The following is a 13,723-nucleotide window of genomic DNA, read 5'->3' as shown; positions in this document are numbered from 1 at the left end:
CGGTCCTGAACGACCCTGTCTTCGGTAGCACGCGGCGCGCCTGCCCTTCCCCCACCCGTGAACTTACAACGCCGCCGGCTCGCCCCGATCGCGCGCGATGTCGGGTTCGAAAAACACCCAGCGCACTTGCGGAAATGCACGCTGCAGATCGTCCTCGATGATGTTGATCGCATCGATCATCGCCCGGCCGCTCGCGTAATCGATCATCTCGGCCTGCACCGCGACGACCACATGCTTGCCCCATTGCAGCGTGATGAGACTGATGATGCGCGTGATCTCGGGACGCGCGCGCAAGTGCGCATCGATCGCCTTGCGCACTTCCGGGCTCGCCGATTCGCCGACGATCATCGACTTCACTTCGCGCGCGACGAGAAACGCGATGATCATCAGCAGCACGCCGACGCCGATGGAACCGGCGGCATCGTATGCGGGATTGCCGGTGAGCATCGTCATGAGCACGGCGGTGAATGCGATGGCGAGACCGAGCAGCGCCGCGACATCCTCGCCCGCGACCACGAGCAGTTCCGATTCGCGCGTCTCGCGGAACCATCGCCACAAGGTCTTGTTGGGCGCGCCCTTGCGAATCTCGCGGATGGCGCCCGCGAGCGAGAACGCTTCGAGCACGACCGAGATGCCGAGAATGACGAGCGCGACGATCGGATTCGACAAGGGCTCGTGATGCATCAGCCGATGCGCGCCTTCATACACCGAAAACGCGCCGCCGACGAAGAACAGCAGGAGCGCGACGATCAGCGCGTAGAAATAGATCTCGCGCCCCGAGCCCAATGGATGCAGCGCGTTGGCGGGCGCCTGCGCGCGTTTCAGACCGAAAAGAAGCAGCAGTTGATTGCCGCAATCTGCGGTGGAATGGATCGCTTCGGCGAACATCGCGCCCGAACCGGTGAAGGCCGCCGCCCCGAACTTGCAGACGGCAATGCCGAAGTTCGCGGCGAGCGCGTAGAAAATGGCTTTCGGAGATTCTTCCTTCATGCGCTCGTTCTTATTGGTTCAGATCACGTCGACGCGGCCCGCGCCATTCACCATCTCGCCGATGACCGTCGCATCGTCGAAACCGTCTGCACGGAAGATCGCGAGCACGTCGTTCACCGCTTCCGGCCCGCACGATACGAGCAGCCCGCCCGAGGTCTGCGGATCGGTGAGCAAGGCGCGGGCCTCGTCGCCTTCGATGTTCAATGTGATGTCGTTGCCGTATGCGTTCCAGTTGCGTGCCGACGCGCCCGTGAATATGCCCGCGCGCACGAACTCGCGCACGTGCGGCAGCCACGGCAGGTCCGCGTAACGGATTCGCGCCGTGAGCTTCGCGCCGCGTGCGAGTTCGAGCGTGTGACCGAGCAGGCCGAAGCCGGTCACATCGGTGAGCGCATGGACGCCGTCGAGTTGCGCGAGCGCCGCGCCGGGGCGATTGAGCTTGGTGGTCGCGTCGATCATCGCCTTGTAGCCGGCCGCATCGAGCTTGTCCTTCTTCAGCGCCGCCGACAGCACGCCGACGCCGAGCGGCTTGCCGAGCACGAGCACGTCGCCCGGGCGCGCGTCCGCGTTGCGCTTCACGCGCGACGGATGCACGATGCCGAGCGCGGCGAGCCCGTAGATCGGCTCGACGGAATCGATCGAATGGCCGCCCGCCACCGGAATGCCGGCTTCCGCGCAGACCGCTTCGCCGCCTTTGAGCACTTGCGCGATGACCTCGTGCGGCAGCACGTTGATCGGCATGCCGACGAGCGCGAGCGCGAGAATCGGCTTGCCGCCCATCGCGTAGACATCGGAGAGCGCGTTGGTCGCAGCAATGCGGCCGAAGTCGAAAGGATCGTCGACGATCGGCATGAAGAAGTCCGTCGTCGCGACGATCGCTTGTTCGTCGTTGAGCTTGTAGACGGCGGCATCGTCGGCGGTGTCGTTGCCGACGAGAAGATTCGGGAATGCGGGCAGCGGCGTTGCGCGCTTGAGCAGGTCGGCCAGCACGCCGGGCGCGATCTTGCAGCCGCAGCCGCCGCCGTGGGACAGGCTCGTGAGACGGGGAGAAGTCGTATCGTTCATCGTTCGGATCTCGGATCAGGGCAAGCAATGAACCGCATTATCACGCGACGCGCTTGAAGAGTCCGGGATAATCGAGCACGAGGCCGCTTTCGTCGACGGTGATGTCCGCCGTGAAGCCCGTGTCGAGCCCTTCGTAGCGGTAACGATGATCCGGCTCGAAGCACGTGTACGCCTGCTCGACCGCGCTCACGCTCAACTCCGGCACGCGCACGTAGACGACGCGGATCACGCGACGCTCGCCGCGCGCCAGTTGCAAGCGGCGAATCGGCAGCGTGTTGGTGAACGGCGTCGCGGTGATGTCCACGTCGATGCAGCCGCGAAGCTGCTCTTGCGGCTCCCCGTTCGCGTCGGTCCACGCATGGGCGTCGCCGTTGTTGCCGTCTTGGCGATGCAGGTCGAGCGATGCGCCGCCCGCCAGCTTCAACGCAAGCCGCATGACCTGCCAGCGCGCATCGCATTCGATGCGATAGACGAGGCCGAACGCATGCGCCTCGTCCTCGCCCACGACCGCGCTCTCGATCACGACGCCATCGTGCGTCTCGTTCAGAACGAGATGTTCGAGCCCTGTGCCGTCCTGTTGCGACCATCGTGCCGCTTTCATCGCGCGCCTCCTTCGTGTGTCCATCTTCTCGAAGGATACAACGCGGCGCGCAAGGCTTTCGATCGGCATTCGGCATGCGCGATGTGCTCGACGCCACAAAACTTCACACGGTATACTTTGCGCCGTTCCTGCGCAGGCGCGCGCATCGCAACGTCTCTGAAGACCCCTTTTGATCGCCCATCGCATGAAGACCATTCTCGCTCCCGCATTGCTCGCCCTCGCGCTGTCGGCGTCGATGTTTCAGATCGTCCAGGCGCAGGAAACGCCTGATCTGCCCGAGGATTATTCGTACCTGACGAAGCTCCACGTGCCCGAGGCCGTCGCGCAATGCGTGGCTGCGTTCGACCGCTGGGTGGAGAACGCGCCGAAGTACGACACGCTGATCGTGCCCGACCGGCGCGTGCTCTCCGCGAAGATTGACGACGATACTGCGATCAACAGTGTCGGCGACCCGATTCCGGTCGACAAGGTGATCGTGATGCGCGCGTTCGCGAAGGCGCGCGGCAAAGCGCAGTGGACGCGCATGGACAGCCGCTGCGGCGTGCGCGATGGCCGCGTGGTCGGCGTTTCACTCACGCCGAACATGAAGCCGAAGATTGTTCGCTGAGTCTTTCAGTTCTTGGCTGCACGCCGTTGATGGGTGCGCTCGTCGAGCCATTTGACGACCTGCGGGCCGAAAGTGCGCGGCGCTTTGGCGTGCACGCGGCCCGCAAGATCCGCTAACCGGTCCGCCGCGAGCGCCTCGCGCATGCGCTTCTCCGCGTTCTTCATCACCGCGTGAACGGCGCACACGCCGCTCGTCGCCCAAGGCGGCGCGTCGTCGCCGAACACGGCGCAGCGCGATCGGATCTCCCTGCAATCGAAGAGAGGCTTGTCGCCGTCGATCGCGTCGACGACATCGAGCACGCTGATTTCCTTCGACGGCCGCGCGAGCGTAAAGCCTCCGCGCGCACCTTCCGTCGCGACGACGAGCCCCGCCTTGTGCAGCTTCGTGAAGAGCTTCGCGACGTATTCCGCGGGCACGCCCTGCAATTCCGCGAGATCGCGCACGCTCGCCTCGCGCACGCCGTGCGGCGGCTCCGCGAGATAGAGCATGCAGTGCAGCGCGTACTCGACGCCCGTGCTGATGTGAGACATATCCACTCCGACATTCCGAATCGGAGTTCAGGATAACGCGTCGTGCGTCTGCGTGCAACGGCGCTGCGCTTTTACAGACGCCCGTCGCAAATATTTCAAGTCACACGTTTGCTTACAAACGAACACGGCTTGTCATTTTGCGAACCGCTAAATTGGTCTTCATGGATTCACACGGAGAAACCCATGAAGAAACTAGCGATCCTTGCAGCGTTGGGCGTGTTGTTGAGTAGCGCGCTCTCGGGCTGCATCGTCGTGCCGGACGGTGGCGGGTATCACCATCATCACGATTACTACCGCGACTGAGCTCTTTCGAAGCCGCACTAGAAAACACCGAAACTGCTACCTCATGACTCGCGGTTTCGACTGCAAGCAAACGACCAAGGAGCAAAACATCATGATGAACAAGACGAAGAAGAGCCTGCTTATCGCCTCCCTTGCCGCCGCGCTGGGCATGGGTCTCGCAAACGTCGCCTCCGCCGAGGTGCATCACAGCCCGCCGCATCACGTGACCGTCGGTTGGCACGGCGAGCGTTACTGGGACGGCCATCGCTATTGGCAGCGCCAGGAATGGGAGCGTCATCATCATGTCGCGCCGCCTGCGCATCGTTACTACTAAGCTCTTTCAGACATGAGAAAGGCCGCAGCGAGATTGATCGCTGCGGCCTTTTTCATGTGTAGCCGGTTCACCAGCTCTTCGGATCGCCGCCGAGTTCCTTGCATGTATCGTAGGCAATCGCCTGCAGCTTCGCCTCGCCGATCTGACCCGAGAGCGCATAGCCGACCCGATCCCACGCCCAATAGAACGTCGTGCGCTGCCCGTCCTTGAGCGTTCTGATCTTGCTGTCGTTGCGCCTGATCGTCGCCGTTGTCATGTAAAGCGTGAGCCGCTCGCCGGCCGCGTTCTGATACATGAACTGCGCAGCCGGGCCTTCCTCGTCCGGCAACAGGCGTCCGCCGACGAGCTGAAAGCCGTATTCGGCGAGCGACGGAATCGTCACCGCGCGATTCAGCCGCTTCGACAGCCAAGTCACGAGATGATCCTGTTGCGACGCGGCCACCTCCACCGCATGCCGCTGCTCGGGCGCATACACGGCGTAGGCGATATCCGCGCGCTCCGCAAAGCGCGGACTCTCGCCGAGCGATGGCAAGAGCATATGCATCAGGAAACCGCACGCGACGCCGACCACCAGAAAGCACGCCGCGATCAGATAACGCTCGCGGGCGCGCGGGCGCAAGCGCACGACCTGGGGCTCGCTCTGATCGGCGAAGAGCGCGCGCAGCGCGTCGTCCTGCGCGCGATAAGCGGAAACGGTCGCCTCGCTCGCGGGATCTGTCGCGATGCGCTGCGCCACGGCGTCGCGCTCGTCGCCGTGCAGTTCGTCGTCGATGAAGGCGGACAGCGCCTGCAGATCGCGATCGGGTTTCGGGGGACCCATACGGTCGCCGCCTTCGGATGGACGGTCTTGGTCGGTCATGATCGGCTCACCACTTTCAGCGAGGATGGCGACGTCTTGCGGCCGGGTTCTTCGCCGAGCAGAACACGCATGTGCTCCCGCGCTCTCGACAAGCGCGACATCACGGTTCCGGTCGGCACGTTCAACACCACGGATGCCTCCTGATAACTCATTTCCTCGACGCACACGAGCAGCATCACTTCGCGCTGCTCGACGGGCAGGCAGTAGAGCGCGCGTTGCACGTCGCGCAGCACGAGGCCGTCGACTTCGCCGCGCGGCGCGGCCATCTGTCGCCAGGGCGCGGTTTCATCGTCGACAGCGATATCGCGCCGGCCGCGCAACTGGTCGATATACAGGTTGCGCATGATCGTGAACAGCCACGCGCGCAAATTCGTGCCGGTCTGGAACGACTTCGCTCGGTTGAGCGCGCGCTCGGTCGCGTCCTGCACGAGATCGTCGGCCCAGGCGCGATCGCCCGTCAGCGCGCGCGCATAGCGGCGCAACTGCGGCAAATGCGCGAGGAGATCGCTCTCGAAGCTCAAGACCGTACGCCCGCGTGCATGAGGCAAACGTGAGAGGCGTTCGTCATCAGTAGCTGCCTCCGCCGGACGGCCCGCTCGGCGCGCCCGACGAATTCGGCGCACTTTGCGTGCCGCTCGCGCAACCCGCCGCGCCGAGCGCGAGACCGAGCGCGATCAGGAGCGCCGTCACTCCGATCGATCGTTTCATGATCGTTACCCGTTGATTCATAGACCGGCAGGCTCGCCGATTTATTCCGCGAACCCGCCGCTTCCTGAGGTCTGCCTCGCTCGATCAGGGCTTCACGACATGCCAGACGTCGCGGAAGTTATCCCCGTTCTTGTCGCCGGGCTTCGTGTCCTTCGCAAAGCGATAGACGCGCTTGCCGTCGTAGGCCCACTGCTTGCCGCCGTCGGCGGCTTCGGTGGTCCATTTGCCGCTCGGCTTGTCGGAGTCGCTCGCCATCGCCGCGGGCCAGGCCTGCGCGCAGCCGCCGGTGCAGGCGCTCGGGCTGCCTTTCGTGTCCTTGTCGAACGTATAGAGCGTCATGCCGTTTTCATCGACGAACATGCCGTTCGCTTCTTTCGGCGCCGCGGCGTAGGCGGATGAAGCAAGCGAAGCGAAAGCGGTGGCGACTGTTGCGGCAGCGGCGAACATCTGGATGCGCTTCTTCATTTCAACTTTCCCTTTTTGTAGAAGTATCCGTAGAACGTTCGGAAGCGCTGCACTATTCCGCGGACGATGAAATAAACCGATGCGGCAGCGCCGTCGCATCGCCAGTCGGCAATCCATTCAAGACCATTCGCGCGCGCCTTGCCAGAGGTTCATCGAAATTTCGTCGACGGGACCGCGAATTCCGCGCTCAGGCGCCGACCGCGGCGGCGGTCGCGTCACGCCAGCGGCGGGTGTCGCGCAGCGGCGGCGCGCCGAAGAGCCGGCTGTACTCGCGGCTGAATTGCGACGCGCTCTCGTAGCCCACGCGATGCGCGGCCGTGGCTGCATCGACGATGTCGAGCATCATCAGGCGGCGCGCCTCCTGAAGCCGCAACTGCTTCTGATACTGCAGCGGGCTCATCGCCGTGACGGCCTTGAAATGATGATGCAGCGACGACACGCTCATGTGCACGTCCCGCGCAATATCCTCGACGCGCAGCGGCTGGTCGAAATGCTGGCGCAGCAACCGGATGGCCTTCGCGATGCGCTGCGTCTGGCTGTCCTGCAGCGCGATCTGCCGCAGCCGCGCGCCCGAGCCGTTCATCAGCAGGCGATAGAGAATCTCACGCTTAACGAGCGGCGCGAGGATCGGCACGTCTTCGGGCATATCGACGAGACGCAGAAGGCGCAGCACGGCGTCGAGCATCGAGTTGCCGAGGCGGTTTACATAGAGACCGCGCGAGGCGTCGGCCTGTGTCGCGGGCGGCAGGTTTTCGTCCTGGATCAGCGACGTGATTTCCTCGACGTCGAGTTCGAGCCGCATGCCGAGGTACGGCTCTGACTCGCTCGCCACCGACACTTGCCCGCACACGGGCAGATCCACCGACGACACCAGATAGTGCATCGGATCGTAGATATAGACTTCGTCGCCGACCATGAGACGCTTGCTGCCCTGCGCGATCAGCGCGAGCGCTGGCGTCTGGATGCCATGCTTCGGCCCGCCCGGATTCATCAAGCGATGCAGGGCGAGGCCCGGCACCGGCGTGTCGACCGAGCCTTCGCAACCGGCGGTGAAGCGGTCGAGCAGCGCGACCAGATCCAGCCGCGCCTGATCCAGCCCGGGATCGGGCGCGCCGACGTGGCGCATCTCCTTCGACTGGTCGTGACTGTCTTTTCCGGCGAGGCCGGGGGTGTCGTTCAGAGCCATGTTTAAAGGATGGTTTCGAGATGGGAGGAGTCTGCCTAGCTTACTCGCGCGGGCGCGGGATTGCTCGCGGCCGACCCGAGCGTTTGCAGAAACAGGCAAGGATTGAACAGGATCAGGCTATGAACCGGCCGCGCGCCGGGACGATACTGCATTGCCGGCCGGGTCGCTCGTGCAGTTTGGGCGATGCCGCGCCTTTCCAGTCAATCGGGAGCAACCATGCGCTACAGGAAATTCGGCAATACCGGTCTTTTCGTCTCTGAGCTTTGCCTGGGCACGATGACCTTCGGCGGCGGAACGGGTGGAATCTGGGACAACATCGGCCAGTTGCAGCAGGCGGACGCGGACAAGCTGATCGGCCGCTCGCTCGATGCGGGCATCAATTTCATCGACACCGCCGACGTGTACGCCGACGGCCAGTCGGAAATCATCACCGGTCAGGCGCTGAAGAATCTGAAAGTGCCGCGCGAGAACGTGGTCGTCGCGACGAAGATCCTCGGCGAAACGGGAACGAAGGGCACGAATTCGCGCGGGGCGTCGCGCTATCACATCATCGATGGCGTGAAAGCCAGCCTGAGGCGCTTGCAACTGGATCACGTCGACCTGTACCAGATTCACGGTTTCGATCCGGCGACGCCGATCGAGGAAACGCTGCGCGCGCTCGACAACCTCGTGCAACATGGGCATGTGCGTTATATCGGCGTGTCGAACTGGGCGGCGTGGCAAATCATGAAGGCGCTCGGCATCTCCGAGCGGCTCGGGCTTGCGCGCTTCGAGTCGCTGCAGGCGTACTACACGATCGCGGGCCGAGATCTCGAACGCGAGATCGTACCGCTCTTGCAAAGCGAAAGCGTCGGACTGATGGTCTGGAGTCCGCTCGCGGGCGGCCTGCTTTCGGGCAAGTTCACGCGAGAAGGCGCGAAGGAAGAAGGCAGTCGTCGCACCAAGTTCGATTTTCCGCCGGTCAACGTCGAGCGCGCGTATGACTGCGTCGACGTGATGCGGCGCATGGCCGAAGCCAAGGGCGTGTCGGTCGCGCAGATCGCGCTCGCGTGGCTGCTGCATCAGAAGGTCGTGTCGAGCGTGATCATCGGCGCGAAACGCATCGAGCAACTCGACGACAACATCGCGGCGACGAAAGTCCGGCTCAATGAAGACGAACTCGCCGCGCTCGATGAAGTCAGCCAGTTGCCGTCGGAATATCCGGGCTGGATGCTTGCGCGGCAGGGTGAATATCGGCGCAACCAGTTGAAGGAGGAGTCGGCCGAGTAAGGCTACCCGACGCGCGGAGGGCCTGTTTGCCGTCCGCGCGTCGTAGGGACTTACCCGCAGTTCACCCACTTTCAGGCCATTTTCGGGCCTTTATCTCAAAACGACATAGACCGTATCCGCCGTATCGCGTTGCGGCATAAGGCCGCGCTGCCGACACTGTACGCACAACATCCACTGCCTCTCGGAGACAAACATGCGTACTCAAGTCGGCATCGTCGGCGCGGGCCCCGCCGGGCTTCTACTTTCTCATCTGTTGCATCTGCGTGGTATCGAATCTGTCGTGCTCGAAGCGCGCAGCCAGAACGACATCGAATCGACGATTCGCGCCGGCGTGCTCGAACAAGGCACGATGGACACGCTCAATCAGGCCGGTCTCGGCGCGCGCATGCAGGCCGAGGGCGCGCTGCATCACGGGTTCGAACTCGCCTTCGAGGGTCAGCGACGCCGCATTGCGCTCACCGAACTGACCGGGCATTCGATCACGGTCTACGCGCAGCACGAAGTCATCAAGGATCTGGTGGCGGCTCGACTCGCGGCGAACGGCGCGCTGAAATTCAACGTGTCGAACGTATCGCTGCACGATTTCCAGGAAGGCCGCGATCGCAAGCCGCGCATCAAGTATCAGCACGAAGGCCGCGACGAAGAGCTGGAATGCGACTTCATCATCGGCTGCGACGGCTCGCAGGGCGTCGCGCGCCAGTCGATTCCCGAAGCTGTCCGGCAGGACTATCAGCGCATCTATCCGTTCGGCTGGTTCGGCATTCTGGTCGACGCGCCGCCCTCCTCCGACGAACTCATCTATGCACGTCACGACCGCGGCTTCGCGCTCATCAGCACGCGTTCGCCGGGCGTGCAACGCATGTACTTCCAGTGCGATCCGAAGGATACCGTCGACGCCTGGTCCGACGACCGCATCTGGGCCGAACTGCACGCGCGCGTCGATAGCGCCGATGGCTGGCAGATCACCGAAGGCAAGATCTTCCAGAAGAACATCGTCGGCATGCGCAGTTTCGTCTCGACGCCGATGCAGTCGGGCAAGCTCTTCCTCGCGGGCGACGCCGCGCACATCGTGCCGCCGACGGGCGCGAAGGGCCTCAACCTCGCGGTGTCGGACGTGCGCGTGCTGAACGCCGCGCTCGACGACTTCTACACGGAAGGCCGCACCGAGAAGCTTTCGCGCTACACCGAAACGGCGCTCAAGCGGGTCTGGCGCGCCGAACACTTCTCCTGGTGGATGACGCGCATGCTCCACAAGCTCGACGACACGTCGCCCTTCGAACAGCGTCTCCAGGTCGCGGAACTCGAACACGTGACTACGTCGCGCGCGGCCGCTACCGCGCTCGCCGAGAACTACGTCGGCAGCGTGGCGGTTTAATTGCGCATCGCACGCACAGCGCCACCGTGGCGCTGTGCGCTTCCCGCATCAAAGCACCGCGACCACTCGCACATCGCCTTCCACCGACGGAATCACCTGACCGCCGACCCGCCGGAACGTGATCGTCGCGGTCTTGTCGCCAAGACGCAGATCGCCGATTTCGAGCCAGTCGATGCCTTCGGGCAACGCGGGCCGGTCGATGCGCACTTCATCGTTGACGGCGTCGACGGTCACGCCCAGACACGCTTCCAGCACCATGAAAGGCGCGCCTGCCGCCCACGCCTGAGGCAGACAGGCGACCGGATAGGCGATCGGCCGTTCGCCGCGCTGACGCGTGAATCCGCAGAACAGCTCGGGCAGACGCATATCGAACGTGACTGCGGCCTCGAACAACGATTGCAGCAGGCCCACGGCCGCGCCGCGGTCGCCGTAACGCGCGAGACCGCGTGCACACAATGCCGTGTCGTGCGGCCATACGGAGCCGTTGTGATACGACATCGGATTGAAGCGCGGCTGCCCGGCCGCTAGTGTGCGCACGCCCCAGCCGGTGTGAAAGAGCGTCGATTCGAGCTGACGCGCGACCGCCTCGCCGCGCTTGCGGTCGACGAGATCGAACGCGAGCAGATGCCCCGCATTCGACGACAACACGCGGCACAGTTCACCCTTGCCGTCGAGCGCGATGCCGTAGAAGTCCATCTCCGGCATCCAGTACATTTCCTCGACGCGCTCGCGAATATGACGCGCGCGGCGCTCGAAGTCGCGCGCGCTTTCGTCTTCGCCGCGTTCGCTGGCGAGACGCGCCATCGTTGAGAAAGCCGTCGATGCGTAGCCCTGCACTTCGACGAGCGAGATCGGGCCGACCGGGAATTTTCCGTCCGCGTGGAACACGGAATCCTGGCTGTCCTTCCAGCCCTGATTCGCGAGACCGTGCTCCGACGCGCGTTGATAATCGAGCAGGCCGTACGGATTCTTGTCGCAATGGCGCGCGACCCATTGCGCCGCGAGTTGCAGCGCAGGCCAGATTTCGTCGATCAGTGCGCCGTCGCCGGTGCGCTCGGCATAGGCGCCCGCGAGCACGATGAAGAGCGGCGTGCTGTCGACCCCGCCGTAATACAGCGCGAATGGCACCTCGCCGGTCGCAGCCATTTCGCTCTTACGCGTCTCGTGCATGATCTTGCCGATTTCGGCGTCGCGGAACGCCGAGTCCTCGCGCGCCTGATGAGCGGCGAGAAAGCGCAGCACGCCGCGCGCGAGCGTCGGCTGCAGCCAGAGCATTTGCAGCGACGTGATGATCGCGTCGCGGCCGAATGCCGTCGAAAACCACGGAATGCCCGCGTAGGGATAAGGGCCGGTTTCGAGATCGGTGGTGAGCAGGCCAAGATCGGCGAACGAACGGTCGATCCATTCGCTGAAAAGTGGATTGCTCGAACGCACGCGCGCGCTCGCGCGGCGTCTGTCGCGCATGCGGCGGTGCGCGTCGACGAGCGCCTCGCGAATTGCCGGGCGGCCCGATTCGGGCGCGCATTCGGCAGCTTCGGCGGCGTTGCGCTTGCTTTCTTCGCTGGCATCCGAGAGCGCGTGCGTCACGGCCGTCACCGACAGATACACGGAGATCGCGGTCTCCGACTGGATATGCAACGCGTAATCGGCGCGCGTGGGCGACAGCACGTCCGGCGCGGGCGTGAACTGAATGCGCGCCGTGCGCTCCACTTCATCCAGACCGACATAGCGCAACACGACCTCGCCGTTCTCGACCATCGGCGGCCGCAGCGCGCCGCGCTTGCCTCGTTTCGCGCCGCGCACCTCGAACATGTCGAGAAAGTCCGCAGCGAAGGAGATCGAAAGCGGCACGGTGGATGGCTCGGTGCCGTAATTCGTCAGCACGATGCTCTCATGCAGCACGTGCCCTGACAGCACCCGCTTGCGTTCGACGTGAATCACGCCTTCGGGTGTGTGGGCACCGCCTATCGGCGGCAGCGGGCGGTTGGTCAGATGCGCCGTGAAGACGGCGTTGTCGCTCGATACGCTGCCCGAAAGCAGCGACGGCGCGCGCCCGCCGAACGTCAGCACGAGTTCCGAAAGCACCCGCGTGTCGTTGACGAAAAGGCCGTCGTCGCCACCGCGGATGTCGCCGTTCGCATCGTAGACGGCAAACGTGTTGCCGGATTTCAGGACGAACTGGCGCTCGCTCGGCATGTTGGCATGCTCGGTCGGGATGAACGCGTCATCCGCGAGTCGAGGCTGCGACTCTTGCGTTTGTTGCTGCTGTTGTTGCTGCTTTTGCGACTGTTCCTGTGTATTCATTGCGCCTTCCTGAAAGTAATCTGAAGGATTTTCCTGAGCCGCTCTGGACGCGCTCGAACCTCCGGGCATGCCGCGATCGCCCGGACAAGCGCCGCTCTCACGCAGCAAGTGAGTCGCTTACCCGCTATCATCGACGGTTTTTCGACCCTACCAGGCCTGACCGGTTCTCCGCGCGCAATGTCATTTCCGCATATCGACTTACTTTATTCCGCCTCAGGGCTCGCGGTGGGCTTTCTGGTCGGCCTGACCGGCGTGGGCGGCGGCTCTTTGATGACACCGCTGCTCGTGCTGCTGTTCGGCATCCACCCGGCGACCGCCGTGGGCACCGACCTGCTCTACGCGGCCGCGACTAAGACCGCCGGCACGCTCGTCCACGGCATCAAGGGTTCGGTCGACTGGCGCATCACCGGCCGTCTTGCCGCGGGCAGCGTCCCGGCGGCGGCCGTCACACTGTACTTCCTGCACTCGCACGGCATTGCATCGCCCGGCACCGCGCGGCTCATCCAGTCGATACTCGGTACGGCGCTCCTCATCACCGCCATTTCGCTGATCTTCCGGCCGCAACTTGCGCGCCTCGCGTACAAGAATGGACATGGCCGGCCCGAGCACCCCATGCGCACCGCCGCCTGGACGGTGCTCACCGGCGCGATTCTCGGCGTGCTGGTTTCGATCACCTCCGTGGGCGCGGGCGCGATCGGCGTGACCGTACTGCTTCTGCTGTATCCGCGTCTCGCGACGGTGCGCATCGTCGGCTCCGACGTGGCCCATGCGGTGCCGCTCACGCTGATTGCCGGCGCCGGCCACTGGATGCTCGGCTCGGTCGACTGGGCACTGCTCGCCTCGCTCCTCGTGGGTTCGATTCCGGGCATTGCCATCGGCAGCATGCTGTCCTCCAGGGCGCCGGAAGCGCTGCTGCGCCACGTGCTCGCCGCGACGCTCGTTCTCGTCGGAGCAAAGCTCGTGTTCAGTTGATGTTAGTCACGGTCGTTCGCGCTTTCCAGTCGGCTGAAAGACATAGGCCGATTCGCACGATGTTCCTGTTTTTCTCCTATGCCGTTTGGCCGGGTTTCGCACCGCGTGTCGATACGGCATCATCCCCACTCAGTTGAGCCGCGGGCAGCAAAGCGGCCAGGTCGGGGCGCCGAGTA

15 protein-coding genes are annotated in these 13,723 nt (G+C 64.2%); 5 read left to right on the top strand and 10 right to left on the bottom strand.

Translation table 11 applies throughout. The annotated features are described in order from the left end of the window. Nucleotides 1–63: 63 nt before the first annotated feature. The 3 genes from NCS28_RS17795 to NCS28_RS17785 are packed head-to-tail and all read right to left on the bottom strand — an operon-like array spanning nt 64 to nt 2,656. Complete coding sequence (locus tag NCS28_RS17795) at nt 64–990, bottom strand: cation diffusion facilitator family transporter (protein WP_250515083.1); 927 nt, start codon at nt 988–990, stop codon at nt 64–66. 18 nt (nt 991–1,008) lie between these two features. Further along, the gene (gene selD, locus NCS28_RS17790; RefSeq protein WP_250515082.1) at nt 1,009–2,055 is read right to left on the bottom strand and encodes a selenide, water dikinase SelD; all 1,047 of its coding nucleotides are present in this window, start codon (nt 2,053–2,055) and stop codon (nt 1,009–1,011) included. 40 nt (nt 2,056–2,095) lie between these two features. Beyond that, complete coding sequence (locus NCS28_RS17785) at nt 2,096–2,656, bottom strand: putative glycolipid-binding domain-containing protein (RefSeq protein ID WP_250515081.1); 561 nt, start codon at nt 2,654–2,656, stop codon at nt 2,096–2,098. 184 nt (nt 2,657–2,840) lie between these two features. Here NCS28_RS17785 and NCS28_RS17780 point away from each other — a divergent pair, with 184 nt between their 5' ends. Then, nucleotides 2,841–3,263 carry a BspC domain-containing protein gene (locus NCS28_RS17780; protein ID WP_250515080.1) on the top strand — a complete coding sequence of 141 codons (423 nt, stop codon included), beginning with the start codon at nt 2,841–2,843 and terminating at the stop codon, nt 3,261–3,263. A gap of 5 nt (nt 3,264–3,268) precedes the next feature. Here NCS28_RS17780 and NCS28_RS17775 read toward each other — a convergent pair whose 3' ends face one another. Further along, nucleotides 3,269–3,793 carry an RrF2 family transcriptional regulator gene (locus tag NCS28_RS17775; protein ID WP_250515079.1) on the bottom strand — a complete coding sequence of 175 codons (525 nt, stop codon included), beginning with the start codon at nt 3,791–3,793 and terminating at the stop codon, nt 3,269–3,271. A gap of 397 nt (nt 3,794–4,190) precedes the next feature. On the opposite strand from NCS28_RS17775, the gene NCS28_RS17770 reads away from it, so the two are divergent. Next, a complete protein-coding gene (locus tag NCS28_RS17770) occupies nt 4,191–4,409 on the top strand; it encodes a hypothetical protein (RefSeq protein WP_250515120.1) in 219 nt (72 codons plus the stop codon). A 67-nt stretch (nt 4,410–4,476) separates the two neighbouring features. Here NCS28_RS17770 and NCS28_RS17765 read toward each other — a convergent pair whose 3' ends face one another. The 5 genes from NCS28_RS17765 to NCS28_RS17745 form a co-directional block, all read right to left on the bottom strand. Then, nucleotides 4,477–5,268: an anti-sigma factor family protein gene (locus NCS28_RS17765; protein WP_250515078.1), complete on the bottom strand. Its 792-nt coding sequence runs from the start codon at nt 5,266–5,268 to the stop codon at nt 4,477–4,479. Further along, entirely contained in the window at nt 5,265–5,789 is a 525-nt protein-coding gene (locus NCS28_RS17760) for an RNA polymerase sigma factor (RefSeq protein WP_250515077.1), read from the bottom strand. Before NCS28_RS17760 ends, NCS28_RS17765 begins: the two co-directional genes overlap by 4 nt. Before the next feature lie 46 nt (nt 5,790–5,835). Next, complete coding sequence (locus NCS28_RS17755; protein WP_250515076.1) at nt 5,836–5,976, bottom strand: hypothetical protein; 141 nt, start codon at nt 5,974–5,976, stop codon at nt 5,836–5,838. 84 nt (nt 5,977–6,060) lie between these two features. Then, the gene (locus NCS28_RS17750; RefSeq protein ID WP_250515075.1) at nt 6,061–6,441 is read right to left on the bottom strand and encodes a COG4315 family predicted lipoprotein; all 381 of its coding nucleotides are present in this window, start codon (nt 6,439–6,441) and stop codon (nt 6,061–6,063) included. A 187-nt stretch (nt 6,442–6,628) separates the two neighbouring features. Continuing rightward, nucleotides 6,629–7,627, bottom strand: coding sequence for an AraC family transcriptional regulator (locus NCS28_RS17745; protein WP_250515074.1), 999 nt, complete (start codon nt 7,625–7,627; stop codon nt 6,629–6,631). 216 nt (nt 7,628–7,843) lie between these two features. Between NCS28_RS17745 and NCS28_RS17740 the strand changes: the two genes are divergently transcribed. Together NCS28_RS17740 and NCS28_RS17735 are read left to right on the top strand one after the other, a co-directional pair. Then, nucleotides 7,844–8,896, top strand: a complete 1,053-nt coding sequence (locus tag NCS28_RS17740) for an aldo/keto reductase (protein ID WP_250515073.1) — start codon at nt 7,844–7,846, stop codon at nt 8,894–8,896. Nucleotides 8,897–9,089: 193 nt separating this feature from the next. Next, complete coding sequence (locus NCS28_RS17735; protein WP_250515072.1) at nt 9,090–10,271, top strand: 4-hydroxybenzoate 3-monooxygenase; 1,182 nt, start codon at nt 9,090–9,092, stop codon at nt 10,269–10,271. A gap of 48 nt (nt 10,272–10,319) precedes the next feature. On the opposite strand, the gene NCS28_RS17730 is transcribed toward NCS28_RS17735, so the two are convergent. Beyond that, nucleotides 10,320–12,575 carry an amylo-alpha-1,6-glucosidase gene (locus NCS28_RS17730; RefSeq protein WP_250515071.1) on the bottom strand — a complete coding sequence of 752 codons (2,256 nt, stop codon included), beginning with the start codon at nt 12,573–12,575 and terminating at the stop codon, nt 10,320–10,322. Between the two features lie 177 nt (nt 12,576–12,752). On the opposite strand from NCS28_RS17730, the gene NCS28_RS17725 reads away from it, so the two are divergent. Then, nucleotides 12,753–13,547, top strand: a complete 795-nt coding sequence (locus NCS28_RS17725) for a sulfite exporter TauE/SafE family protein (RefSeq protein ID WP_250515070.1) — start codon at nt 12,753–12,755, stop codon at nt 13,545–13,547. Nucleotides 13,548–13,723 lie beyond the last annotated feature (176 nt).

The sequence above is a fragment of the Caballeronia sp. INDeC2 genome (assembly GCF_023631325.1).
GTDB lineage: Bacteria > Pseudomonadota > Gammaproteobacteria > Burkholderiales > Burkholderiaceae > Caballeronia.
Note: the sequence above shows the minus strand (reverse complement) of the source record. Positions and strands in the feature narration are given on the sequence as shown.